General features: G+C 69.7%; 19 protein-coding genes and 1 tRNA gene. 6 read left to right on the top strand and 14 right to left on the bottom strand.

The window, feature by feature from the left end; translation table 11 throughout:
- Nucleotides 1-88: 88 nt before the first annotated feature.
- The 4 genes from BLV57_RS15620 to BLV57_RS15605 are packed head-to-tail and all read right to left on the bottom strand — an operon-like array spanning nt 89 to nt 5,379.
- Nucleotides 89-1,657, bottom strand: a complete 1,569-nt coding sequence (locus BLV57_RS15620) for a SagB/ThcOx family dehydrogenase (protein WP_091289463.1) — start codon at nt 1,655-1,657, stop codon at nt 89-91.
- Nucleotides 1,658-1,678: 21 nt separating this feature from the next.
- On the bottom strand, nt 1,679-3,919 hold the full coding sequence (locus tag BLV57_RS15615; RefSeq protein ID WP_091289462.1) for a TOMM precursor leader peptide-binding protein: 2,241 nt from the start codon (nt 3,917-3,919) through the stop codon (nt 1,679-1,681).
- A 25-nt stretch (nt 3,920-3,944) separates the two neighbouring features.
- The gene (locus tag BLV57_RS15610) at nt 3,945-5,177 is read right to left on the bottom strand and encodes a cytochrome P450 (RefSeq protein WP_091289461.1); all 1,233 of its coding nucleotides are present in this window, start codon (nt 5,175-5,177) and stop codon (nt 3,945-3,947) included.
- A gap of 16 nt (nt 5,178-5,193) precedes the next feature.
- A complete protein-coding gene (locus tag BLV57_RS15605) occupies nt 5,194-5,379 on the bottom strand; it encodes a hypothetical protein (RefSeq protein ID WP_091289460.1) in 186 nt (61 codons plus the stop codon).
- A 456-nt stretch (nt 5,380-5,835) separates the two neighbouring features.
- On the opposite strand from BLV57_RS15605, the gene BLV57_RS15600 reads away from it, so the two are divergent.
- Both BLV57_RS15600 and BLV57_RS15595 read left to right on the top strand, forming a co-directional pair.
- Nucleotides 5,836-7,410 carry a discoidin domain-containing protein gene (locus BLV57_RS15600; protein ID WP_091289459.1) on the top strand — a complete coding sequence of 525 codons (1,575 nt, stop codon included), beginning with the start codon at nt 5,836-5,838 and terminating at the stop codon, nt 7,408-7,410.
- A 25-nt stretch (nt 7,411-7,435) separates the two neighbouring features.
- Nucleotides 7,436-8,923 (top strand): glycoside hydrolase family 64 protein, encoded by a 1,488-nt coding sequence (locus BLV57_RS15595; protein WP_091289458.1) that lies wholly within the window; start codon nt 7,436-7,438, stop codon nt 8,921-8,923.
- A 42-nt stretch (nt 8,924-8,965) separates the two neighbouring features.
- Here the strand turns inward: BLV57_RS15595 and BLV57_RS15590 are convergent, their stop codons facing one another.
- Complete coding sequence (locus BLV57_RS15590) at nt 8,966-9,691, bottom strand: class I SAM-dependent methyltransferase (protein ID WP_091289457.1); 726 nt, start codon at nt 9,689-9,691, stop codon at nt 8,966-8,968.
- A gap of 53 nt (nt 9,692-9,744) precedes the next feature.
- Here BLV57_RS15590 and BLV57_RS15585 point away from each other — a divergent pair, with 53 nt between their 5' ends.
- Entirely contained in the window at nt 9,745-12,435 is a 2,691-nt protein-coding gene (locus BLV57_RS15585; protein ID WP_091289456.1) for an AfsR/SARP family transcriptional regulator, read from the top strand.
- Here the strand turns inward: BLV57_RS15585 and BLV57_RS15580 are convergent.
- The 4 genes from BLV57_RS15580 to BLV57_RS15565 all read right to left on the bottom strand — a co-directional run bounded on the left by BLV57_RS15580 (nt 12,419) and on the right by BLV57_RS15565 (nt 16,470).
- Entirely contained in the window at nt 12,419-12,880 is a 462-nt protein-coding gene (locus BLV57_RS15580) for a (2Fe-2S)-binding protein (protein ID WP_091289455.1), read from the bottom strand. The genes BLV57_RS15585 and BLV57_RS15580 overlap by 17 nt on opposite strands.
- A complete protein-coding gene (locus BLV57_RS15575; RefSeq protein WP_091289454.1) occupies nt 12,877-13,737 on the bottom strand; it encodes an FAD binding domain-containing protein in 861 nt (286 codons plus the stop codon). Before BLV57_RS15575 ends, BLV57_RS15580 begins: the two co-directional genes overlap by 4 nt.
- The gene (locus BLV57_RS15570) at nt 13,734-16,043 is read right to left on the bottom strand and encodes a xanthine dehydrogenase family protein molybdopterin-binding subunit (protein ID WP_245757339.1); all 2,310 of its coding nucleotides are present in this window, start codon (nt 16,041-16,043) and stop codon (nt 13,734-13,736) included. The genes BLV57_RS15575 and BLV57_RS15570 overlap by 4 nt, the downstream gene beginning before the upstream one ends.
- 353 nt (nt 16,044-16,396) lie before the next feature.
- Nucleotides 16,397-16,470 (bottom strand) — tRNA-Leu (locus tag BLV57_RS15565).
- Between the two features lie 119 nt (nt 16,471-16,589).
- Between BLV57_RS15565 and BLV57_RS15560 the strand changes: the two genes are divergently transcribed.
- Nucleotides 16,590-16,811: a DUF3618 domain-containing protein gene (locus tag BLV57_RS15560; protein WP_091289452.1), complete on the top strand. Its 222-nt coding sequence runs from the start codon at nt 16,590-16,592 to the stop codon at nt 16,809-16,811.
- On the opposite strand, the gene BLV57_RS43945 is transcribed toward BLV57_RS15560, so the two are convergent.
- Nucleotides 16,808-17,263: a hypothetical protein gene (locus tag BLV57_RS43945; RefSeq protein ID WP_245757338.1), complete on the bottom strand. Its 456-nt coding sequence runs from the start codon at nt 17,261-17,263 to the stop codon at nt 16,808-16,810. The two genes, BLV57_RS15560 and BLV57_RS43945, sit on opposite strands and share 4 nt — an antisense overlap.
- Nucleotides 17,264-17,419: 156 nt before the next feature.
- A complete protein-coding gene (locus BLV57_RS15550; RefSeq protein WP_176968685.1) occupies nt 17,420-17,998 on the bottom strand; it encodes a TetR/AcrR family transcriptional regulator in 579 nt (192 codons plus the stop codon).
- 105 nt (nt 17,999-18,103) lie between these two features.
- On the opposite strand from BLV57_RS15550, the gene BLV57_RS15545 reads away from it, so the two are divergent.
- Nucleotides 18,104-19,573: a flavin-containing monooxygenase gene (locus BLV57_RS15545; protein WP_091289450.1), complete on the top strand. Its 1,470-nt coding sequence runs from the start codon at nt 18,104-18,106 to the stop codon at nt 19,571-19,573.
- A gap of 77 nt (nt 19,574-19,650) precedes the next feature.
- Here the strand turns inward: BLV57_RS15545 and BLV57_RS15540 are convergent, their stop codons facing one another.
- From BLV57_RS15540 to BLV57_RS15530, 3 genes are all read right to left on the bottom strand, one after another.
- Nucleotides 19,651-20,121: a helix-turn-helix transcriptional regulator gene (locus BLV57_RS15540; protein WP_091289449.1), complete on the bottom strand. Its 471-nt coding sequence runs from the start codon at nt 20,119-20,121 to the stop codon at nt 19,651-19,653.
- 170 nt (nt 20,122-20,291) lie between these two features.
- Nucleotides 20,292-22,007: an LCP family protein gene (locus BLV57_RS15535; RefSeq protein WP_483860463.1), complete on the bottom strand. Its 1,716-nt coding sequence runs from the start codon at nt 22,005-22,007 to the stop codon at nt 20,292-20,294.
- Between the two features lie 145 nt (nt 22,008-22,152).
- Nucleotides 22,153-24,282: a phospholipase A2 gene (locus tag BLV57_RS15530; RefSeq protein WP_091289448.1), complete on the bottom strand. Its 2,130-nt coding sequence runs from the start codon at nt 24,280-24,282 to the stop codon at nt 22,153-22,155.
- A 74-nt stretch (nt 24,283-24,356) separates the two neighbouring features.
- Between BLV57_RS15530 and BLV57_RS15525 the strand changes: the two genes are divergently transcribed.
- On the top strand, nt 24,357-24,836 hold the full coding sequence (locus BLV57_RS15525; protein WP_091289447.1) for a hypothetical protein: 480 nt from the start codon (nt 24,357-24,359) through the stop codon (nt 24,834-24,836).
- Nucleotides 24,837-25,105 lie beyond the last annotated feature (269 nt).

Below are 25,105 nucleotides of genomic sequence, written 5' to 3'. Positions count from 1 at the left end.
CTGTCGCGCTACGGAATTGAACGAATACTTCCCGTTGATATCAGGCGTCGACTAATAGCGCCGATGGTGGGGGAATGACCGGCCATGTTCAGTCCTCGTCGGACTCGGCCGCCGCCCGCGCACGCCAGTCGACACCGTTGTGCGCCTGCCAGCCAGGCAGGTCCTCTGTGGTGTGACGGGCCCGGTCCAGACCAGTGGGGGCCGAGCTGATCATGAAGTCGCCGACGCTGCTCTCGCGTTCCCAGTCGAGGCCGAAACAGCGCGCGGACAGCTCCGCGTCGCCGACGCCCAGCCCGCACGGCGCGAGCCCCATCGCGGTGCTCACCAGGTACAACGTCTGGTAGAGCACGCCGACGTGCTTGAGCGTGGTGGCGTACGGGATGCCGCTGTACTTCCAGCCGAGCCGCTGGAACCGCGAGGTGATGGTCACCAGCACGTCGGGCGCGAGCGCGTTCCCCGCCGAAATGGAAGCGACGCCGAGCATGGCGTCGATGTCCGAAGTGGAGTCGTTGACCAGCACGAGCCGATGGCCCGCCGGGTCGTAGAAGTACATTCCCGGCTTGAGCCCGGCGCAGCGCCGGATGGTCAGCCAGAGGTCGAGTTCACCGGCTCCGCCGCCCGCCGGATAAGGGCGGTCGACACCTTGATACGGCATTTGCTGTTCGGGAACCGGCCCGTAGATCGAACGGATGCGCTGCACGCGGTAAAGCAACTCGGCCAATTGGCGGAGTTTGAGCGGCCGTTCGCCCGGAGTGCGCACCGACTGCCGCAGTTCCAGCACTTCGGTCAGCCGGGGATCACGGGCGCGCACCTCGTCGAAATCGGGCACCGGCAATACGACGATCTCGCCGGCCGGCAATTCACGGATCGGCGACTCGTGCTCGATCTCGCCGGTGAACCGGAATGTCGCGCCGAACTCCTCGTCGTGACGGCCGGAGCGGCTGCGCGCGTGGAACAGCAGATCGTGGAAGCCCCACTGCCGCAGCCGGTCCGTCTCCGGGGCGTCCGCGCGGTCGAGCAGCCTGGCGGCGAGCAGCAGGTCGAGCACCGGCCTGGTGGCGCGCTCGCCGAGCGCGGGCACCAGCTTGATCAGCTCGGCCACCGTACGGGGCCGCGAGGCGGCGGTGACCAGCGCGGCCAGCTGCGGGTCGTGCAGGCGCGCGCGGTAGAGGCTCAGCGGATTCTCCAGCGTCAGCACCCCGTCGACCTGGTGCAGATACGCGAAGCGCGACAGCGCGAGGCGCTCGTGGCCCGCGGCCCGCACCGGGCCGGTGAACCCCTTGAGCCGCGCGCTCGACGAGATCGGGACCACGTCGGCGAGCGTCACGGCGTCCCGCTCGACCGAGTGCACCAGCAGGAACTGGAGCAGTTCGACCAGCCCGTGCATCCGGGTCGCCTCGGCGATCGGGTCCTGGGCCGAGGTGATCACCAGGTCCATCACGTTGCCGGCCAGCACCGGGCCGAAGGTGAGCCGGTCCACCGCGGCCGCGATGCCGTCGGACACCCCGGTCAGCACGTGGTTGCCCCAGCGATGGGCGATGACCAGCTCGTCGCCGGTGCGGTCGACGACGACGTCCTCGCGAAACGACACCAGATGCCTCGCGTCGCCGATGGCGGCGGGTGAGGCCTGCCGGTGCGGCAGGATCGAGCTGGACATCGTTGTCCCCCTAGTCGTGCATCAGACGAACATCGGAATCGGGTTCAGGTCGGCCTCCGCGGTCGGCGACCGCAGCCTGCCGAGCGCGACGGGCACGTCGTAGAGCCGGCCCGGCGCGTACCTGCTCCAGAAGTGCCGCATACCCGGCACCAGCACCTTGACCACAGGCAGGCCGATGTCCGGCCTGGTCAGGTCCAGCGCGAGCAGTTCCATCCCCTTGTCCTCGACGAGACGGCGGCACAGCCGCACGTCCTCGGCGAGGTCACCGCCGGTCGGCATGCTCAGATCGACGACCCGGCTGGCCGGTTCGTGCGGATCCGGTGTCAGATAAGGATGATCGGCCACGGTCGCGGTCTGCCACCAGTGCTTCTGCACCGGGTCGGGGAAGGTGTAGCCCCCGCCGTCCTCGGTGCTGAACGCGACCGCCGGCAGGAACTGGTTGAGCTCGCTGACGGCGCGCAGCACGGCGATGCGTGCGTCGTGGTGCGCGCCGAACCCGAAGATGATGTCCTCGGCGGGCTTGTCGGTCCGCCTGCTGACCGCGACGACCGCAGGCACCCCGAGGTCCGCGGTGATGTCGAGCGCCCAGAGCTCCCGGTTGAGGCCGCGGTATTCGGCTTGCATCCGGTCGAGCCACGGCTCCTTCATCGCGTCGAGGTCGACGCCGGGGCAGCGCAGCCGGTTGTACCACCAGATCGCCACGCTGTCGCGCTCGACGAGTTCGTAGAACCCTTGCAGCATCGCGTCTTCGAAGCTGGTGCCCGCCGCGCAGCCGTTGGAATCGGCGATCGCGTATACCGGTCCGCGATAAGGATAGGAATAGAACAACAACGAAGTCGGCACGTATTTGGTGCGTTCCTCGGTGAGTGAATAAACCGGGCTCCATTCGAGTTCGGCGTCGGCGGACATCTGCTCCGCGACCGTCTGGAAAGCGATCCCTTTCGCATTCCATTGCTCTCGCTCGGCGAACTGCCGGTCGCTGAACAGCATCGACCGGTTGGGGTGGATTCCCATCTCTCCCAACGTGTTCAGCGAAGCCAGGAACCGGGGCTCGTCGCCGGTGTAGACGGCGCTGTAGCGTTCGAGCGCCTCGCCGAGCGCGCTCGCCTTCGCCTGGATATCGGTGACGCCCTTGCCGCAGCTCTGCGTGCGAAGCCCGTCGCGCAACGCGCGCAGCGTGCTCACCCGCAGGGCGCGGTTGTAGCCGGACGCGTACGCGCGCACGAACGGCAATCGCGTGTTCAGCGGGGTCAGCTTGGGCACGACGCCGGTGATCGGATCGACCAGATGGCCCCAGTTCCGCATCATCTCTTCGGGACTCTTGGCACGATGCCCGCCGTCCTCGGCGAAAGTTTTTTCGCGTGGCACCAGTTTCACGGGCTTGCGCATGTTCTTCGTGACCAGCGCGGCGTTTCCGCACGCGGAGCACTGCGGACGGCGGCTCAGCGCGTGGGTCTCGGTGCGCAGTGTCGCCGTGTCGATGCTCAGCACGGCGTGCGTGCCGTCGTGGCGGTGCCCGCCGAGCCAGTGCGCCGCCGCGGTCGCGGCCATGCCGAAGGCGAGCGAGCGGCTCGCCGCGATGTCCACGGTCGGCGGTGCGATCCGGACGTCGGTGAGCTTGCCCTCCAGGTAGTCCTCGGCGCGGCGCTGGCCGCGCAGCCGCACTTCGAGGCAGCGATAGCAGGCTCCGGCGGGGTCGAAGATCGGTCCCACATAAGCGATCACGCCGACCGGCTTCGCCAGCAGCCACGGCCTGCCGGTCGCGCGCTGGCGGCGATCGAAGCTCGCCAGGCCCGCGCGGAGGTAGTCGTCGGTGAGCACGAGGTCGAGCGCCGAGGTGTCCTCTTCGGACTCGACGATCCGCATTCCGGCCGCCCACAACGCTTCGATCGCCTCTTCGGCGTCGACCGACCCGAACGTGGTGACCCGGACACCCGCCGCCAGCTCGGCGTTGGCCTCGTCACCGTGTCGGCCCAGTGACTCCCAATACCCGGCCGAGCGCTCATCGGCGTCGGGGTCGACCTCGACGACCTGACCGGCGCGCGCCAGCTGGGCGACCGCGCGCCGGACCACCTCGGGCGCGACCTCGTCGCGCAAGGTGTCCACAATGGATTGAAGATCGTGCTTGCCGTTCAGCAGCGGCAGCAGCCGTTCGGCGAGCGGGTCGGTGACGACCGCGCTCCCGTGCTCGCACAACAGGTACGCGCCTTCGCCGGGAACGACCGAGACGCCCAGATGCCGTTTGATCCGTGGTACCCCCATGAGGTGTCCTTTCCGGTGGCGGCCATCAGGCCACCGCCATCGCGCCCTGTGGGACCAGCTTGACCCGCAGCTGTTCCGGAGAGCAGAAGACGAGCTCACCCTGCCAGCGGACCTCGCCTGCCGCTGTGTCTACAGTGGACTCGGGAAAGCGGGTGGCCAGCCGGGAGATGACCTCGGCGCCGGTGAGCCTGGCCAGCTGCGCGCCGAGGCACTGGTGCGGGCCGTGGCCGAAGGCGAACGTGCCGAGCGCGCCCCGGTCCATCCGGAACTCGGCTGGCGCGTCGGTGAACCCGGGATCGCGGTTCGCGGCCGCCCAGTAGAACAGCACGACCGACTCGGCCGGAATGGTCTGGCCGTCGACCTCGACGTCGCTCAGCGCCGTGCGCGCGGCGAGCCGGATCGGCGAGCAAAGCCGGACCGCCTCGTCGAAAGCGACCCGCGCGTCTTCGCGGTTGGTGAGTTTCGGCAGCAGCCCCGGTTGCCCGAGTATCGTCCACAGCACGTTGCCCAGTGCCGCGGACAGCGTGTCCAGCCCGTTGACGAACAGCGTGATCACGAACGCGACCAGTTCGTCGGTGGAGAGCATGTGCTGAGCGTGCGCCTGTACGAGCCGCGTCATGATGTCGTCGCGCGGATCGAGCCGCCGCTTGGCCAGCAGCGCGTGGATGTAGTCGGTGAATTCGGCCAGTGTGCGTTCCGCTTGCGCGACTTCGGCTTCGGTCTGGCCGAACCGGTCGAGCTGCCTGGCGAGCGCTTTCACCCAGCGCAGCACCTGGGTGTGGTCTTCGGCGGGTACGCCGACGAGTTCGCAGTTCATGTGCACCGGCAGGCGCACTCCCAGATCCGAGACGACATCGAGCGCGTCATCAGTGTCCAATGCGGACTCGACCAGCGTGGCGGCCGACTCGGTGAGTTCGGCGATCCGGCGTGCGGTGAACACGCCGGAAACCAGTCCGCGCAGCCGCCGGTGGTCCACACCGTCGCGGACATTGAGCATCAGCCCGAAAACATGATCCAGCGTGCGCGGCTGGGCGAAGCGTGGCTCGCGTCCGCCCAGCCGAGCATCCACGGACAGTCTGCGGTCGGCGCTGAGCGCCGACACCAGCCGGTGGCTCGACACCACCCACACCCCGTTCACTTCCAGCAGTCCCGCATCTCGGACGAGCTCGTCGATCGGGCCGACGGGGTCATGGCGCCTGGCTTCGGAGTCGGTCAGATAGCGCGAGATCTCCTTGCGCAGCTGGGAAAGACTGTCCACCGGGTGCTCCTCCTGGTTATGCCGTGGCGACCTCTTCGTTCGACGGGACGGCGTCCGGAACGAAGCAGACCACGCAGGCGCACCAGCAGAGATCGGTCGCGGCGGGCACCACGGCCGAAGAGTCGCCCGCGACGGCCCCGAGGCCCCCGTCGAGCATGGTCACCGAAAAGTCGTCGTCCGTCAGTAGCGCGATGCTGTTCATGCGGTCTCCCGGTGTGTCGTGAACTGGCCGTACGCCCCGGGAGTTTCGCTCATACGACCGCATGACCAGTAGTGCGCTGAGCACCAGACACGATGACTTTTGTCACCGTGGCCGGTAAACGTCCCAACGCGGTGGGTGAGGTGGTGACGCCGCCCGGCTGCGGGAGACCACGGACGGCGCCACCTTGGCCCTTCACGATGCCGGACCCGCGCGCGCCCGCGTCAGTGCCTCGGGGCACCTTCCTCTAGTGCGAAACGCACATTTCCGAGGTGACTCCGGGTGGACCAGACCACTGGAAAGGTAGGTCCGCTGCCTTTTCGCACTATGTGATAGCCGTCACATATTCACCCGGTCGGCCTACAGACAAGCCGGAGACATCGGAGCTCTCATAGGGACATCCAGGCTTTGTTGCGACCGGCAACAAAACCTCGGCCCGGGTTGACGAGGAGGTCACCCATGTCCTTCAGCTCCTCTCGTGGACGGCTCGGCGTGCTCGGCGCCGCCGCCGCTGCCGCGCTGATCGCGATCCCGCTCACCCTGGCGGCCGAGGCTTCCGTGCCCCCGCCGCCCGCCGGGTGGACGCAGATCTTCGCCGACGACTTCACCGGCCCCGCAGGCAGCGGGGTCAACACCGGGACCTGGCGCTACACCACCGGGACCAGCTATCCCGGCGGACCGGCCAACTTCGGCACCGGTGAGATCGAAACGATGACCAGCAGCACGTCGAACGTCTCGCTCGACGGTGCGGGGAATCTCCGCATCACGCCGCAGCGCAGCGGCACGGCGTGGACGTCCGGCCGCATCGAGACCAACCGCGAGGACTTCCAGCCGCCGGCGAACGGGGTGCTCAGGGTGGAGGCGCGGCTGCAGATGCCCAACGTCACCGGCGCCGCCGCGCGCGGATACTGGCCCGCGTTCTGGATGCTCGGCACGCCCTATCGTGGCAATTGGTGGAATTGGCCCGGTGTCGGCGAAATCGACATCATGGAGAACGTCCAGGGCATCAACAACGAGTGGGCCACGATGCACTGCGGCACCAGCCCCGGCGGGCCGTGCAACGAGAAGTCCGGCATCGGCGGCCAGCGTGCCTGCTCCGGCACGAGTTGCCAGGCCGGTTTCCACACCTACGCGATGGAGTGGGACCGCAGCACGAATCCGCAGCAGGTCCGGTTCTATTTGGACGGTGCGCAGTTCCATCAGGTGAGCGCGAACCAGATGGACGCGGGCACCTGGGCGGCCGCGACCAACCACGGCTTCTTCATCATCTTGAACGTCGCGATGGGCGGCGAGTTCCCGGCCGCGCTCGGCGGCGGGCCCGACGGCGCGACCGCGCCGGGGCACCCGATGGTCGTCGACTACGTCGCCGCGTGGACCCGTGGCGCGGGCAGTCCGCCGACCAGCCCGACGACGCCGCCGTCCACCTGCGGCCCGCTGATCTCCCGGAACATGCTGGTGACCGCGTCGAGCATCGAGAGCGGGAACCAGGCAGCGGCGTTCGCCGTCGACGGCGACACCGGGACCCGCTGGTCCAGCGCGCACAACGAGCCGAACTGGCTCCAGGTCGACCTCGGCGCGGTCAAGCCGGTCACCAGGGTCCGGCTGAACTGGGAGGCCGCGTACGGACGGGCGTACTCGATCCAGTTGTCCGCCAACGGTTCCACGTGGACGGACGCGTACACCACCTATTCCGGCGTCGGCGGGATCGAGGACATCGCCGTCACCGGAAGCGCCAGATACGTGCGGATGTACGGCATGCAGCGCGCCACGGTCTACGGATTCTCGTTGTGGGAGTTCGAAATCTACGGCGCGTGTCCCGGCAGCACCCCGCCGACCACCGGCCCGACCACGCCGACCAGCGGGCCGACGACCAGCCAGCCTCCCGGCCAATACCCGGCGTGGGCACCGAACACGTACTACGCCGTGGGCACCCGGGTCAGCTACTCGGGCCGGAACTACCAGTGCCTGCAAGCCCACACCTCGATCGTCAGCTGGGAGCCGCCGAACGCGGCCTCACTCTGGCAGTTGATCTAGTTCCATTTCGACGAAAGGGACGAAGATGTCCTTTGCCCGCCGCCTTTCCCGTGCCTTCGTACTGGTGCTCCTGCTCGCCGGTCTCACGCAAGTCAGCGTGGGGCCCGCGGCGGCCGCCGACTACACCCAGGGCGTGACGCCGCTGAGCAACGGCCAGGCCAAGATCTGGTTCAAACCCACGACCCCGTCCTCGCTGGTCGACGTGCACTATCTGGTGCCGAACCTCGGCCAGCAGAACTTCCGGATGGCCAACGTCTCCGGCACCTGGGAGCAGACGGTCTCCTCGCTCTCCAGCGGGACCGTCATCGAATACTGGTTCACCTACGAGAAAGGCGGCCCGCTCTACGACACGGGCCATTTCTCCTACACCTATGGCGGCGGGGGCGGCACTCCCGGCGGTGGCGGCACAGGGACGTTCCCGCTGGTATTGCAGAACAACACGCGAGGCAAGTGGACCAACGCCCAGATCTACGTGCTGGTGCTCGGCATGGGCACACCGGGCGAGTGGTCCTACCTCAAGCCGAACGGCACGCTGGCGCACATCAACCACACCGAGGCGTCGGCGCCGGGTCACCTCACCAAGAACGGCGTCAACTACGCGAACATGCAGTTCACGCTCGCGCAGGCGTCCACCGTGACGATCCCGTCCAGGCTCGAAGGCGGCCGGATCTACATCTCGGCCGGGTCCCCCATGTACATCCCGATCTCGCCGGACGACCGCGGCTGGGGCGGTCCCGACCTGCACAACCCGGCCGACCCGAACGCGGACGTCTACTTCGACTGGTACGAGCTGACCTACAGCCATGGCGTGATCCCGTACGGCGGCAACACCACCCAGGTCGACATGTTCGGCTTCCCGATGACCGCGCGGCTGCAGCAGTCGGCCATCGGCTACGACCAGACGGTCGGCATCACCCAGACCCGTGATCAGGTGCTGGCGCAGTACCAGTCCTCGGTCGGCGCGGCCTTCAAACCGCTGGCAGGTGCTTATCGGATCACCGCGCCGCGGTCGTCCGGGCTGTTCGCGCCCGGCGGGGCCCAGCAGAACTACCTGCAGGCGTACATCGACCAGGTCTGGAACCAGTACACGGCAAGCCAGTTCACGCTGACCCGCTTGAACCAGACCTTCACCGGCCGTGTGGTGGGCGGCAGGCTCCAGTTCACCAAGGACGGCGCCGGGCCGTTCGTGCTGGACAAGCCGACCACCCGCGACGTCGTCGAATGCTCGGGCGCGCTGGCGTCCGCCGGCATGACGACCACCGCGCTGGAACTCGGCGCCGAGTTCTGCGCGGCCTTCAACCGGGGCGTCGCGGCGAACACGGCGAACTGGTACAACCCGGCGGCGTACTACAGCGGCGCCAGCAAGAACGACTACGCGCAGTTCTTCCACACCATCGGCATCGACCACCGCGCGTACGGCTTCGCCTACGACGACATCAACGACCAGAGTTCCGTGAAGATCCTGCCCAACGCGAACCCGCCGACCGCGCTGACGCTGTCCATCGGCTGGTAAGGGCTCGTGAGCGTTGCGGGCGGTTAGAACCGCCCGCAACGCTCACGACCCCGAAACGATCAGCCGGAACCCGGCGTCCCATTCGTCGAGTGCGAGCAGGTCCTGATGCCGGTCGTGCCAGCGCCCCGACTCGAGGTCCGCGCGCAGCTGGGTCATCCCGCGCTCCACGGCGTGCGCGGGAGCCTGGGCGAGCGCCGAGCAGTTGTCCCGCACTCGCGAGTCCAGGTACGCCTCCGGACGTCGCCAATGCGCGGGGAACACGCCGTCCGTGAAGTCCCAAGGCACCGGCAACACCGAAACCGACGTGGCCCCGAGTTCGTGCGCGATGTCTTCCGACGAGGGGCGGCCGGCCTCGAGGTCCGCGATCTCGGGCACGTACTCCCTGACCATCCAGAACTCCAGATGCCGCCGCGGGTCATAGGTCAGTACCACTCGCAGCTGCGCGACCCGGCGAAGCTCGGCGAGGCCCGCGCGCCAGTCGGTCCAGTGGTGGACCGTCAGCACGGCCAGCGCCGCGTCGGCACGCGAGACCGGCAACGACTCCGCGACCCCGCGGACGGCCGGGGCCGCGCCACGCGGGCGTTGCCGGATCATCTCGGCGCTCGGTTCGACGGCCAGCACCACGTTGGCCGGCTCGTAGGAACCGGTGCCCGCGCCGATGTTGACCACCGATCCGGCCGGGGCGAGTGCCTCCGTGATCGGGGTGAGCCAGCGGGGGTCGGTGCGGCGGCCCAGCGAGTAGCCGACGCCGATCTCGTCGTAGAGCATGGGACCAGTGTGCCCGGACTGGCACTTGAATCCGGCTTGAATAGGCTGGCCGGATGGTCGACGGGATCAGTTTCCGGCTGCTCGGCGGGTGCGAGGTCAGCGTGGCAGGCCACCCCGTCGATATCGGGCATGCCCGGCAGCAGTGCGTGCTCGCGGTGCTGCTGCTCGAGGCGAACAAACCGGTGACGGCCGATCAGCTCGTCGACCGCGTCTGGGGTGAGCAGGCGCCGGTGCGGGCGCGGGGCACCCTGCAGAGTTACCTGACCCGGTTGCGGCGGGCGCTGGACGCCGAGATCGCGCGCAAGCCGGGCGGGTACGTGCTCGCCGTCGACGACCAGGCGGTCGACGTGCACCGGTTCCGGCGGCTCGTCGCCGACGCGCGGGTCGCCGATGACGAGCACGCGCTCGCGTTGTTCGAGGAGGCGCTCGGGCTGTGGCGGGGCGAAGCGCTCGCCGGGCTGGAGACGGAGTGGCTCGCCGGCGTCCGCGAGGGACTGACGCGGGAGCGGCACGCGGCGGAACTCGACCACGCCGACCTGATGCTCGGCGCGGGCAGGCACGCCGAGGTGCTGCCCGGCCTGCTCGCGCGCGCCGCCGAGCGGCCGCTCGACGAACGGCTCGCCGGGCAGGTGATGCTCGCGCTCTACCGGAGCGGGCGGCAGGCCGAGGCGCTCGAGCACTACCAGCGGACCCGGCGGCTGCTGATCGACGAACTCGGCGCCGACCCCGGCCAGCGGCTGCAGGACCTGCAGCGCCAGATCCTGTCCGCCGAGGTGACCGCGCCCGCCGAACGGGTCGGCACCGCCCACGACCGCGCGGCGCGGGAACTGGCTGGCGCCGTCCGCCGTCAGTGGACGGAGGAGGCAGGGCTGCGGTCGCTGCGCCGCCCGCAGCCGCTGCGCGTGCGCTGGTCGAACACCCGGCGGCCGGTCGCGGCCGACCCGGATGTCGCGCCGTCACGGCCGTCCGGCGATGTCACCGAGCTGGTGCGGCTGTTCCGTTCACTGCCGTCGAAACAGCTTGTGGTGCTGGGCGAACCCGGGGCAGGGAAGACCGTGCTCGCGTTGCTCTTCACCTTGGCGCTGCTGGAAGATCTGCGGCCCGGCGAGCCGGTGCCGGTGCTGCTCAGCGCCTCGGGCTGGGATCCGCGGAGCGAGCATCTGCAGAGCTGGGTCGCGAAACGGCTCGTCGAGGAGTATCCGGCGCTCGAGGCGAAAACCGCGTCGGAGCTGGTCGCCGACGGGCGGATCCTGGTCGTGCTCGACGGGCTCGACGAGATGCCGCTGGCCGTGCACGCGGCCGCCGTCGACGCGCTCGACCGCGACCACCGGTACCCGCTGCTGCTCACCTGCCGCACCACCGAGTACGAGGACGCGGTCGACCGCGGCGGCGTCATCCTGACCCGCGCGCCGGTGGTGGAGATCGAGCCGGTCGAGCTCGCCGACGCGACCGCGTTCCTGCTCTCCGCCGGGCCGCCCGCGCGGCGGCGCTGGGAGCCGGTGCTCGACAAGCTGCGCTCCGATCCGGCGCTCCCGCTCAACCAGGTGCTGACCAGCCCGCTGATGGTCGCGCTCGCCAGGGTCGTCTACACCGCGACCACGACCGATCCCGGCGAGCTGCTCGACTTCCCCGATCGCGAGTCGATCGAACAGCACCTGCTCGACGCGTTCATCCCCGCCGCCTACCTGGCACACCCGGCCGCACCCGACTCGCGGACGCCGCCCCGCTACGAACCGGCGCAGGCGCAGGAGTGGCTGCGGTTCCTCGCCAGGCACCTCACCCGGCTCGACACCCACGACATCGCCTGGTGGCAGCTCATCCGGTCGGTGTCACGCCCGGCGCGCGCACTCATGGTGGGTGTCGTGGCCGCGCTGGCGTTCGGGCTCGCGGGTGGCATCGCGGGCGGCATCGGCACCGGCCGCTGGACCGGGTTCCTCTACTTCGCCGTGTACGCGCTCGCGTTCGGCTCCTCGATGGGCCTGATCTACGCCGCCGGGGTCAACGTCGAGCCGGTCAGGGTCGAACTTCGCTTCCGTGGCACCGGTTTACGCTTTCTCGGCCGCTTCGCCATCGGCTTGGCACTCGGCGTCCTGTTCAGCCGCACGATGGGCCTGCCGACCGCCGTCGTCGCCGGGGTCGGCGTCGTACTCGGGCTCGCGGCGGGCCTGCACGTCTGGCTCGCCAAACCCGCCGACGTCGCCGAGGTGTCCGGCCCGCCGGTCGTGCTGCGGCAGGACCGCACGGCCGCGCTCGTGCTCGGCCTGACCTTCGCGCTCGCGCTCACCCTGCCGAGCGGTTTCGCGGTCGGCGTGCCCACATTGGACACCGCCGCCGCCGAAGCGGGCGCGATCGACATCCTGATCAGCGCGCTCGGCGGCGCGCTCGCCGGCGGAGTCGTCGGCGGTGTCTGGTTCGGCAGGGCGGGCGTGCTCGGCATCGGCTTCGCCAGCGCGGTCGCGGGCGGCCTGATCTTCGGCCCGGCGTACCCGAACGTCTACGGCCTCGGCGTCGGGCTCGCCTTCGGCACCGTGTTCGGCCTCTCGGTCGCCGCGGTCAGCGTGCTGTCCCGTGCGTGGGGCGCGTTCATGGTCGGCCAGGTCTGGCTGGCGATCCGCGGCCGTCAGCCGTGGCGCGTGCTCCGCTTCCTCGAAGACGCCCACCAGCGCGGCGTGCTGCGCCAGAGCGGCGGCGTCTACCAGTTCCGCCACGCACGCCTTCGCGATCACCTCAGCAAGACTTCTTAGCGGCGGCGGCGATCGAGTCCACGATGAACTGGTAACCGGTGCAGCGGCACAGGTTTCCGGAGATGCGCTCGCGGATCTCTGCCTCGGTCGGGGCAGGGTTCTCGCGGAGCAGCTCGGCCGCGGTGGCGAGCATGCCGGGGGTGCAGAAGCCGCATTGGAGGCCGTGATGGTCGCGAAAGGACTGCTGGAGCGGGTGCAGTTCGCCGTCGGTGGCCATGCCTTCGACCGTGGTGATCTCGGCGCCTTCGGCTTGGACGGCGAGCAGGCAGCAGGCGCGGGCGGTGGCGCCGTCGAGGGTGATCGTGCAGGCGCCGCAGACGCCGTGCTCGCAGCCGAGGTGGACGCCGGTGAAGCCGAGATCTTCGCGCAGGAGGTCGGCGAGGGTGCGGCGCGGCTCGCAGTCCGCGGTGAACTGCCTGCCGTTGACCGTCAAGGTGACCTTCATCGTGCGCTGCCGTTCGCTCGGGTGATCGCCCGGCGCGCGAGGACCGCGGCCATGTCGCGCCGGTAATCGGCGGGGGCGTGGAGGTCGGATGCCGGATCGGTGGCCGCGGCGGCCTCGCGGGCGGCGCCTGCGATCAAGGCCGGGGTCAGCACGGAGCCGCGCAGCGACTCCTCGGCCGCGATCGCGCGGATCGGGGTCGGGCCCGCGCCCGCGATGGCGATCCGCGCCTGCTCACAGGCGCCGTCCGCGTCCAGGGTGACGGTCACGAAGACGGCGACGAGCGCGAGGTCGTGGCTGCGGCGGCTGAGTTCCTCGACCGCGTGCCCGGTACGCGCGGGGAGCACGGGCAGCCGGACTTCGACGAGGAGCTCGTCGGCTTCGAGCGCGGTCTGGCCGCTGCCGGTGAAGAAGTCGCGCGCGGAGATCGTCCGCAGGCCGTGCTCGCCGCGGACGGTGAACTCGGCGTCGAGCGCGACGGCCACCGCGGGCAGCTCGGCCGCCGGGTCGGCGTGCGCGAGGCTGCCGCCGAACGTGCCGCGGTTGCGGATCGCGACATGGCCGACGTGACGCAGGGCCTCGGTGAGCAGGGGGAGATCGCGGGCCACCAGCGGCGAGGTCTCGACCGCGCGGTGGCGGGTGAGGGCGCCGAGCACGAGGTGGTCGTTGGTGCGCTGGATCGAGGACAGGTCGAGGCCGTTGATGTCGACCAGCACCGACGGCCTGGCCAGCCGCCGGTTCAGGAGCGGTACCAGGCTTTGCCCGCCTGCCAGCACTTTGGCGTTCTCGGCGGTGCTCAGCGCTTCGAGTGCTTCGTCCACAGAGGACGCCCGGAGGTAGTCGAACGCGGCCGCCTTCATCGGCGTGCTCCCCGCTTGATGGCGGCGAGCAGCCGGGGCGGGGTGATCGGCAGCGAGGTGATCTCGACGCCGTACTCGCTCAGCGCGTCCTCGACGGCGTGCGCGATCGCGGCGCCGCCGCCGATGACGCCCGCTTCGCCCATGCCCTTGAAACCGCCGGGAATGTGGTCCGACGGCGTCGCCATGTGCTCGATGCCGAACGGCGGGATCTCGGTCGCGGTCGGCAGCAGGTAGTCGGCGAACGTCGAGGTCGCCATCCGCCCACCGGCGTCGTACGCCAGCTCCTCGTAAAGCGCGCCGCCGATGGCCTGCGCGGCGCCGCCGTGCAGCTGGCCGTCCACGATCAGCGGGTTGATCACCGTGCCGCAGTCGTGCGCGATGAGGTACCCGAGCAGTGTGACCACACCGGTCTCGCGGTCGACCTCGGCGAGCACCGCCGTGCAGCCGAACGAGGTCGCGATGTTGGCTGGGTCGAAGACCTCCCGCTCTTCCAGCGTCGGTGTCTCGGTCTCCGGCAGCTTGCCGTTGATGCGGCGGTACGCGGCGTCGCCGATCTCGGCCATGGTGAGCGATTTGCCCGGCACGCCCCGCACCGAGATGACCCCGTCCTCGATGGACAGATCTTCCGGCGACACCTCCAGGATGTGTCCCGCGATCCGCAGCACCTTCTCCCTGAGCCTGGTCGCGGCGTTCAGCACGGCCGCGCCGCCGACCGCGGCCGCGCGGCTCGCCCCGGTGCCGTAGCCGGTGTACGGGCAGGTGTCGGTGTCGCCGGACAGGACCGTCACGTGGTCGAGCGGCACGCCGAGCGCCTGCCCGGCCACCTGCGCGAGCGCCGTGTGAATGCCCTGGCCCATCGCGGACAGCCCGGTGAAGACGGTGACGTGGCCGGTCGAATCGATCCGCACCACCTCGGTGTCGAAGCCCGAGTGCTGCAACCCTGCCAGGTTCACGATCCGGCTGGGCGCGAACGCGCTGGCCTCGGTGTGGAACGAGTACCCGATCCCGATGGCGGCCCCGTCCGCGCGCCCGCGTGCGACGCGCTCGGCCCACCCGGCCCGCTGGACGCTGGTGAGGCAGAGGTCCAGGCATTCCTCGTAGCGTCCGGTGTCGTAGACGAAGACCGGGCTCTGGTACGGGAAGGCGTCGGGCGGCACGAAGTTCTTGCGCCGCACGGCATGCGCGTCCATCCCGAGCCGCCTGGCCAGCTGTTCGACGAGGTGCTCCTGCGCGAAGTTCGCCTTCGGCAGCCCGTAGCCGCGATAGGAGCCGTAGGGCGACTTGTTGGTCATCACGGCGACGACGTTCAGCTCGACGGCCGGGATGTCGTACGGACCGGTCATCAGCGCCGCGGTCGTCCAGCACGGCCCGATCCCGATGGTCCCCAGCACGCCGCCGAGCACGCCGTACACGGTGCCCCGCAGCCCGGTGATCGTCCCATCGCTCTTCGCGGCGAGTTCGACGTCGATCTTCTGCTCGCGCGAGTGGACGGTCGCGACAAAGCTCTCGGCGCGGTCCTCGATCAGCTTGACCGGCTTCCCGGCCCGCCGGGACAAGACACAAGCGACGACCTCGTCGCCATAGAAGTCGAACTTGTTCCCGAATCCGCCACCGACATCCGGCGTCCGCACCCGCACCTTGTCGGCGGACAGCCCGAGCACCTCACCCAGCAGCTCGCGGGCGAGGTTCGGCGCCTGCGTCCCGAGCCACACCTCGAGCCGCTCGGTGAACGGGTCCCAGTCCGCGATCACGCCCCGTGTCTCCAGCGGTGTCCCCATCTGCCGCGCGAACCGGAAAGACTCCTGCACCACCACATCGGCCTCGGCGAACGCCGCCGCCACATCCCCCTTGGGCACCATGGTCCGCCCGGCGACGTTGCCCGGCCAGTCCTCGTAGAGCCGCGGCGCGTCCTCGGCGAGCGCCTCCTCCAGCGTCGTGACGGCCGGAAGCTCCTCGTACTCGACCTCGATGAGCTCCAGCGCGTCCTCGGCGGTGGCGCGGTCCTTCGCGGCGACGGCGGCCACGCCTTGCCCGGGATACAGCACCTTCTCAACGGCCAGTGGGTATCCGAACCCCATGAGCATGTCCGGGATGGTCCGCCAGATGACCGGCTGAGGGGTCTTCACCAGCGCCTTGACCTCAGTGCCCGTCACCACGGCGAAAACCCCGGGCAGCGCCGCCGCGGCGCTCACGTCGATGCTCAGGATCCGGGCATGCGGCACGACGCTGCGCAGCACGGCCGCCTCGAGCATCCCCGGCACCCGCACATCGTCCACGAACCGCCCACGCCCGGTCAGCAGCCGCACATCTTCCTGCCGACTGACCCGAGCCCCGATCAACCCCGCCACAACCCCCACCCTGCCAGCGCGGGCCGATCATCCACAGCGCCCAAAAGGGCACTCGTGAGTGTTCTGACCGGTTAGAACCGGCCGCAACACTCACGACCCCACCCCCGCAAAGATCGCATAACGGGCACGGCCAATCGGCGCAACTACAGCGAGTAGCGATCACCCCGAAAACGGCCACGCAACCGAACGGATGGGGGTCCGGGGGCTCGCCCCCGGCGGGGGTGCGGGGGCTCGGCCCCCGCAGGAAATGACGAAGAGGTCGCTGGTGGGAGCGCGGTCACGCGCGAACACCAGCCCCCAAGAACCTCGAGTGGGCCCGGAGAGACTCGAACTCTCACTGGCACGGACCTAAACCGTGTGCCTCTGCCAATTGGGCTACGGGCCCTGCGCGGACAGCCTAGCGTGCGGAGTGATCAGATTGGTCGGGGTGTGGCCGATGCGGCGGGGTTTTCGGGCGTGATCTACCGTGGGTCGCCTGCACAGGTACGCCTGCGAGGAGGAGACGTGGCCCGCGACCCGGAGACGATCGAGCGCGACATCGAGAAGGCCAGGACCGCGCTCGCCGCGACCCTGGACGAGCTCGGTACGAAGGCGAACCCGAAGGTGCTCGTCGAGTCGGCGAAGAGCTCGGTGCGCTCGACGCTGGAGAACCCCAAGGTGAAGTACCCGCTCATCGGAGCGGGTGTGCTGATCGTCGCGCTGCTGGTGCGGAAGCTGTTCCGCTAAGCGAGTTTGGAAGCCGCCGCAGGCGGTGTCGTCGCCTTCTGGGGTGTCGGCACCGCCCGGTTCTTTTTGGCCGCCTGTGCGGCCGTGACCGGCTTCTTCTCCTCGACGGCCTTGGATAGCTGCTTGCTGGTGGCGAGCGGCGTCTTGGGCGCTTCCTTGATCGCCTTGACCGGTTTGCCCGGCGGCGGGATCTCGATGGGCGCGAGCGCGGCCTCGGGGAGGGTGAGCCTGGCCGTCATGTACGCGGACGTGAACGCGAGCGCGCTCCCGTTCAGCAGATGGACGACGGTCGGCCTGCCTTCCGGCGCGATCCTGTCGACCAGCTGGTCGGTGGTATCCCGCGCCGCGATGATGCCGGGCGCCCGGGCCGTGAGCTTCTTGCCGAGGCCGCTGACCGTGATCGTCCAGTCGTCGTCCTCTTGCACGTAGACCGCCGTGATCGGTTCCGCCATCTGTCTCACCCCGTTCCCTCCTACGCCGGACACCCTGACACGCCGGTCCGTTCTACTTTCTACATGATATCGATACCTCAAAGCGACTCTGTGTCACAAGTAACTTGAGGTGATCCACGTCGAGTGACGACCGAACGGCCTAATGCACGAGCATCTTCACGGGCGGGCGCGGTTGCCGAGTCCCGCCCAGAGGATGTCCATGGCGTAGCGGGTGGCGGCTTCGGGGGTGACGTCGTCGTGGCGTTCGCACCAGATGGCGAGGCGTTCGCAGGCGCCGACGACGAACTCGGCGGAGGCCTCGGCCTGGAGTCCGGAGTCGGCGTCGAAGTGCTCAGCCATGAGGGTGGCGATCAGGTCGGTCTGCTGCCGCCGGGTCTCTTCGATCTCGTCCGCGGCGGGTGTGCCGATCAGTGCCATCTCGTGGCGCAGCAGTGACCAGGCCTGGCGGCGCTCGCGGATGAAGACGAAGAACGCCAGCAGGCCGCGGTGCAGCGCGTCCTCCGGCGAGGTGGCGCCGGACGTGGCCTGGGCGGTGACCTCGCGTAGTGCCGCGCGTGACTGGCGGATGCACGCCAGCAGCAGGCCTTCCTTCGAGTTGAAGTACTCGTAGAGCATCGGTTTCGAGACGCCGACGCGTTCGGCGATGTCGTCCATCGACGCGGCGCTGTACCCGCGCTCGGCGAACACTGCTTCGGCGGTCTCGATCATCTGCCGCTCGCGCTCTGCCCGTGGCATGCGCTTGCGTCGTGCTGTGGTCACGCAACTGAGACTACCGTTGGTAACCTACTCCAGGTAAGGTGGACTCCGAGTAACACCTAACCGCCGTGGAGGAACGCCGATATGGGTAAGCGGATCGAGACGGGAGTCGTGATCGTCGGGACCGGGTTCTCCGGCCTCGGCATGGCGATCCAGCTGCGCAAAGAGGGGCGCGAGGACTTCGTCATCCTGGAGAAGGCGGACGACGTCGGCGGCACCTGGCGCGACAACACCTACCCCGGGTGCGCCTGTGACATCCCGTCGCACATGTACTCGTTCTCGTTCGAGCAGAACCCCGGCTGGTCGCGGGCGTACTCGCCGCAGCCCGAGATCTGGGACTACCTGCGCGAGGTCACCAAGAAGCACGACCTCACCCGCTTCACCCGCTTCGGCCAGGAGATGACCGGCGCCCGCTGGGACTCCGACGAGGCGCGCTGGCACGTCGTGACCAAGGCGGGCGACGAGTTCGTCGCGCGGTTCCTGATCTCCGGCATCGGCGCGCTGCACATCCCCCAGATCCCGCGGCTGCCCGGCATCGAGCGGTTCGAGGGCGAGTCGTTCCACTCGGCGCGCTGGAACCATGCCTACGACCTGCGCGGCAAGAAGGTCGCCGTGATCGGCACCGGCGCGTCGGCCATCCAGTTCGTGCCGCAGATCGCGCCGGACGTCGAGCGGCTCACGCTCTTCCAGCGCACCCCGCCGTGGATCATGGCGAAGCCGGACCGCGAGATGCCCACGTGGGCCCGCCGCGCGTTCGGCTCGGTGCCGCTGCTGCAGCGCGCCTTCCGCAGCGCGCTCTACTGGGTGCTGGAGGCACGCGCGGTCGGCTTCAACGGCCACCCCGGCGTGATGAAGATCGGCGAGAAGCTCGCCAAACGGCACATCGCCGCCGCCATCAAAGATCCCGAGCTGCGCAAGAAGCTGACCCCGGACTACACGATGGGGTGCAAGCGGGTCCTGGTGTCCAACGACTACTACCCGGCACTGACGCGCGACAACGTCGACGTGGTCACCGACGGCGTCGCCGAGGTCCGCGCGCATTCCGTCGTGGACAGTGCCGGGGTGGAGCACGAGGTCGACGCGATCATCTACGGCACCGGCTTCCACGTCACCGACGCGTTCGACGATCTGGACATCATCGGCAGGGACGGGCGCAACCTGGGCAAGGAGTGGGGCGCCGAGGGCATGCGGACCCACATGGGCATCACCGTGTCCGGGTTCCCGAACCTGTTCTTCCTGCTCGGCCCGAACACCGGGCTGGGGCACAACTCCGTGGTGTTCATGATCGAGTCCCAGATCCGCTACATCGCGCAGATGCTGCGCGAGGTCGAAAGCCGCGGCGCCAAGGCGATCGACCCGCGCGCGGGCGCGCAGGAGCGGTTCAACAGCGACATCCAGCGCAAGCTGGCGAAGGGCATCTGGACGCAGGGCGGGTGCCAGAGCTGGTATCTCGACGCGAAGGGTGTCAACCGGACACTGTGGCCGGGCTTCACCTGGAAGTACTGGCTCGAGACCCGCAAGGTGAAGACCGAGGACTTCGAACTACTGGGCTGAGCACCGGAAACCGGCCCTGCCGCGAAATCGAGGGGTGATCGCGGCAGGGCCGGTTTCCGTTTGGGGAGGGGAAAGGGTCAGGAATTCAGCCGGCGCAGCCTGCTGATGAGGTCGACCGTGGACAGTCCACACAGCTCCGCCATGCGTTCGAGCGCGGCCAGGTCGAAGTGGACCTCGGCCGGGGCCGGGCCCGTTTCCGCGTGGCCGAGGCGATCCTCGGCCCAGCGGCGCAGCGGGCCCAGCTCCGGCTGGGCGTCGGCGATGACCTTGCGCAGGTCGACGCGCACCCGCCCGGGTTCGTCGGTGAACACGCGGCGGTGGACCTTGGCCAGCAGGTCCTGCGGGAGCTCGTCCATCGCGACGCACAACTCCACCAGCCGCACCACGGAGCATTGCCGGGTGCCCAATTCGTAGGTCGCCAGTGTCTGCAAGGAGATGTCGCTCTGCAGACGCTGATTCAGCTCCTTGCGCGTCCAGCCGCGCTGGCGCCGGAGCTTGCGGAGCTCGTCCCCGAGCACCCGCTGGTAAGTCTCAGCGTCGATCAGCACACCTCGTCCCCTGCCCTGCCACCAGCTCGTTGCCCTGCGAGCCGTCTTCACAGCTATGTAAGTCCGCAGGCAGCCGCTCATTACGCGATTTCGGTGTCAGTTTTCGCACCGAGTTCGCGATTGAGCTGAATGGGCTAACGAAAGGGGGCCGAATGGCCGCGGGGTGTGACCTAGTTGACGCAGGTGACGCCGTTGGCCGTGATCGTCTTGTCATCGGCGGGAGGCGCGGGGGACTCGGGCTGGGCGGCACCCTGAGCAGCGGATTCCGTGGCGCCCTGTCCTGAGTAGTCAGTGCCGAGCAGCACCAGCACGTGCCCGGCCGACACCGTCTTGTCCTCTTCGACCGCGGGCTTGCCGCCGAGCGCGTCGGCGACGACCTCGCCGGCGGGCTTCTGTCCCTTGGGGACCCGGATCACCGTCGTCTTGCGGGCGGTGGAGTTCGCGGCGTCGCCGGCGGTGAAGCCGTGTTCGGCGGTCAGCGACTGCAGGACGCTCGCGGCGAGCCCGCTCTTGCCGGTGCCGTTGCGGACGTCGACGGTGGTCGACTTGTTGTTCGCGTCCGGCTTCGGCTGCTCCGACGGCGAGGCCTGGCCGGTGGTGCCCTGGATGAAGTCCTTGACCGCGCGCGGGTCCACCTGGATGGCGGAGCCGTCCTCGGGGGTCTTGAAGTCCATGTTGACCACGGGAATGGTCTTGAACTCCAGCTGCCCGCCGGTGAGGTTCTTCATCTGCTGCGCGAAGCCGATGATGTCCCAGCCCTGGTTCAGCACGACCGACTTCTTGATCGCCTCGGCCAGGTCGGACAGCTTGCCGGGGTCGGCCAGCGTGCCCGCCGAGATGACCTTCTTCGCCATCGAGGCCATGAAGACCTGCTGGCGGACCACGCGGTCGAGGTCGCCGCGCGGCAGCCCGTGCCGCTGCCGGACGAACTCGAGCGCCTCGACGCCGGAGATCGTGTGCTCGCCCTTGGTGAAGTTGGCGCCGGAGAACTGGTCCTTGACGTCGTTGTTGAGGCAGACGTCGACGCCGCCGATCGCCTTGGTGATGTCGCTGAACCCGAGCAGGTTGACCGAGGCGTAGTTGTCGATGTGCGAGCCGGTCAGCTTCTCGATGGTCTGGATCAGCGTCTTCGCGCCCGCCTGGTTGGACTTCTGCTCGAGTTCCTTGGGATCGCTGACGCCCTGCTTCTGCAGTTCCTTGCGGGTGGAGGTCAGCGCGCGGGCATAGGCCGAGTTGATCTTGTGCTTGCCGTAGCCGCCGGGGATGTCGACGTAGGAGTCACGCGGCATCGAGATGGCGACGGCCTTGCTGCCGTCGTTCGGGATGTGCACGAGGATCAGGGTGTCGGTGTTGAGCTCGCCGTCGGACTCGCCCGCGCGCAGCTCGTCGAGCACCTCCTGCGAGAGCGGGTTGCCCTGGTTGTCGGTGCGGCTGTCGAGGCCGACCAGGAGGATGTCGCGCGCGCCGTCGGCCGGCTTCTCACCCTCGGCGCCCTCGATGACGTCCTGCGTGGTGAGGCCGTTGACCAGGCCCTGCATCGCGGCCCACGCGTATCCGGTGACGCCCATGATCAGCAGCGAGATGACCCCGACCGCGATCTTCGGCCCGCGCTTGGACTTGCGGGGCGGGTCGTCCGCGACGCGCCGCACCGGGCGGCGGACCGGGGGTTCGCCTGCCGACGGTCGAGCCGAGGTCCGTGCCTGCGGCTGCGGGCGGGAGCGGGGCGGCGGGCCAGGACGGCGGGCCGGCGCTGGCCTGCCGCTCGCCGAGCCACCGGTGCCGCCGGAACCGCCCGAGGGCCTGCGCGCCGGTACACCGCCGGATTGCTCCTGCCACGGGCGGGAGGGACGACGGTCCCCTTGCCCATTCCGAGGCGGGTTGGTCACGGGCGGCTACTCCTTCGCGCTCGGTCGGGTGGTGCGTTGGTCGTGATGGTCGCGGTCTTGGTGGACGCATGGTGCAGTGCGTGGGTTGTCGTAGGTTGACACATCCCCCTCAAGGTGTGTTCCGCAACACCCACTTTCTCGATCATCACGGTCGTGTTGCGTATTTTGCCCTGTTCAGCACACCCCAGAACATCGCCAGCACGGCGAAGGCCGCCGTGGCCCCGTGCAGCAGCGGCCCGACCGGGTCGTGGACGTCGCCGTCGGCCGCGGCCAGCAGCGACGGCGCGCAGGCCAGGCCGCAGATCAGCCAGGTGGTGGCCGCCGCGCTGGTGCCGATCCGGACCGTGTGCAGCAGGAACACCCCGAGCAGCAGGTGGATGAGGCTCTGGATCGGATCGAGCCGCAATCCGAGCAGGCTGGCCTGGGCCGACACGCTGAGCGCGAACCCGAAGACGCCGAGCGTGGCGTAGACCAGCCCGACCGCGACCGCGGACCTGGCGAGCAGCGCGGTGAGCCTGCCCGGCGGATCGGTCGGGCGCGGAGCCCGCGCGCGGCGGCCGTGCTGCTCGAACCACCAGAACACCAGCGCGGCGGGCCCGGCGACCAGCAGCAGCGCGAACAGCGTGCGCGGCTTGACCAGCCACTCCATCCGGCCCGGCAGGTAGACGATCGCGACCAGCAGCAGCATCGCGGCGAGGAACACCAGGTAGAGGCTCATCGGCGCGCGCAGCGCGAGCCGCGTGGCGCGCACGATCCCCGGCCGCCGCCCGAGCCGGGCGAGCGGCCTGGCGAACAGGCCGAGCAAGCCGAACTGGGCGAGCCCGAGCAGCAGCACGGCCCACGCGGGCGCGGCGAGCGCGGGCGGTGAGCCGGGACTGCCGAGCAGCGTCAGCGGTCCGCCGCTCACCACGCTCGCGGTGATCAGCCCGCCGAGCCCGGCGGCCACGGCGAGCCCGAGCACCGGCCGCGACGGCCTGGTCTTGGCGAAGGCGAGCTGCTGGGCGAGCAGCGCGAGGCCCAATGCGGCCGCGTACCGGGGCAGCGGCGAGCCGAGCCAGCCCGCCGCCAGCTCGCCGAAGATCACCAAGCCCAGCAAGGAAAGCGTGGCCGCGCGCTGGTTCACCTTCAGCAGGAACGGGGTCGCGATCACGGTCAGCAGGTAGACCCCGAGCAGCCACAGTGGATGCAGTGCGATGCGCAGCACCGTCGACGTCGTGCCGCGCGGAATGCTCAGCAGTTCCATGGCGAGCGGCAGCACCAGCGTGACCACGACGAAGATCAGCGCGGGCCGCAGCAGCCAGCTCGCGCGATGGGCGAGGTACTCGCGATAGCCGCTCGCCTTGCGCCAGCCCGCCGCGTTGGAATGCCCGCCCGCGAAGAAGAACAGCGGCGCGAGCTGGGCGAGCCAGGTGACCGGCCAGAGCCACCCGTTCCCGGAGCCTGCCCACCGCGCGAGTGCCACGCCGGATTCGCCCACCACGATCAGGCCGATACTCGCGACCGCGAGCACGGACCAGCGGTCCACGCCGCCCTCGGGCGGAGGCAGCGGCGCGGGCCCGGTGCGGCGCGTGTGGAGCCAGCCGCGCAGCCGCAGCACGAGCAGGCAGCCGATCACCGCGACCCCGGCGAGCATCGGCCCGATCGGGTCACCGACCGGCGGGCCCCAGCGCTGGTGCCACGAGTTGACCACCAGGCCCGCCGAGTAGAGGGAGGCGACCACCTGGCAGGTGCCCGGCGAGTTCATCGGGTTGATACGGCACATCGCGTGCATGTCGGCGGAGAGCCGGTCGTCGAGCGCCTCGCGGGCGTCCGGCGCCAGCGGGTGGCCCTTGCTCGCGGAGTACCGCAGCAGGTCATAGCCGAGGTCGTGCGCCTTGCACGCCGCCGCGTAGTCCCATTTGGTGTTGTCGTCGCCCCACGGCGTCGAGCAGCCGCCGTCGACGTGCACCGCCCGCACGGTGCCGTCGCGCGCGGCGAGCGCACCGGGGCGGATCCCGGTGTACGCGGTGAAGTCCGCGGGCAGCTTGGCCAGCGCGTCCGGGTGCGGCCCCGGATGCACGAGCGCGTCGATCGCGGCCCGCGCGGCCGCGACATCAGGTGGTGGCGGGCCGGTGTCCGCGGGCGACGGCGCGCGGGAGGCGACGAAACCGAACCCGAAGACGACCAGTACGACCAGCAGCAACCAGCCCGACGTGGACAGCGGGCGCCGTAAGCGCGAGTGTTCGGCCGGATCAGTCACCCCACAAGGGTCCCAGCCCGGGTTCGCGGCCGACATGGGGATTACCCCCGGGTCTCCTGTGGCACTCCGCAGCCCGTGACTGTGGTTTGCCACAGGGTTACGCTCGGTTCATGGGGGAACGGGCACGCGACTGGTCATGGTCGCTGGGAACACTGCTGGCGCTGCTGGGTGTTTGCGTCGCGGTCTTCGTGGTCACGGGGGCTCAGCGGGGAAAGGCCCGGCCGCACACCCCGATCACGCGGAGCGAGGCGGAGGCCTTGTTCGACCGTGCCGTGCGCCTCGGGCAGGCCGGTGACGTCGACGGCTTGTGCCGATCCGTCGCGGCCACCGTCACGAACTGCGAGGGCCTGGCCTCCAGCGCCCGTGACGCCCACCGGGCACCGGGGCCGGAGAAGCCGCGCATCGTCGGCGAAACGTGGCACGCGGGCGAGCGCGACGGCGAGGACACCCGGGTGCTGCACGTCGAAGGCGTGAACGCGGACGGCCGTGCCTACCGCAGCGACTTCGCGGTGATCCGGAACTCGCCGGACGCGTTCGAGGTCAGGAGCCTCACCGCCGTGTACTGGTCGGGCGTGCGGTTCCAGCACTGACCGAGGGGGGTCGTGAGTGTTTAGGCCGGTTAGAACCGGTCGGAACACTCACGACCCCCCCTCTGGCCCAGGCGCCCGAATGTGGGACACGCGCTGCCCAAGTGGTCGACACGCGGTGCCGGAGCGTGGGACACGCGGTGCCCGGATGTGGGACACGCGGTGTGGCGTGTTGGCCGCTCGGGTACCTCGTGTCGACCAGTCGGGCATCTCGTGTCGCACGCTCAGGTCGGGCGTGTCGACCAGTCCGGCACCTCGTGTCGCACGTTCAG

Origin of the sequence: Amycolatopsis xylanica (assembly GCF_900107045.1) — a bacterium.
GTDB lineage: Bacteria > Actinomycetota > Actinomycetes > Mycobacteriales > Pseudonocardiaceae > Amycolatopsis > Amycolatopsis xylanica.
The sequence above is the reverse complement of the archived record's forward strand: the minus strand, read 5'-3'. Positions and strand labels throughout refer to the sequence as shown.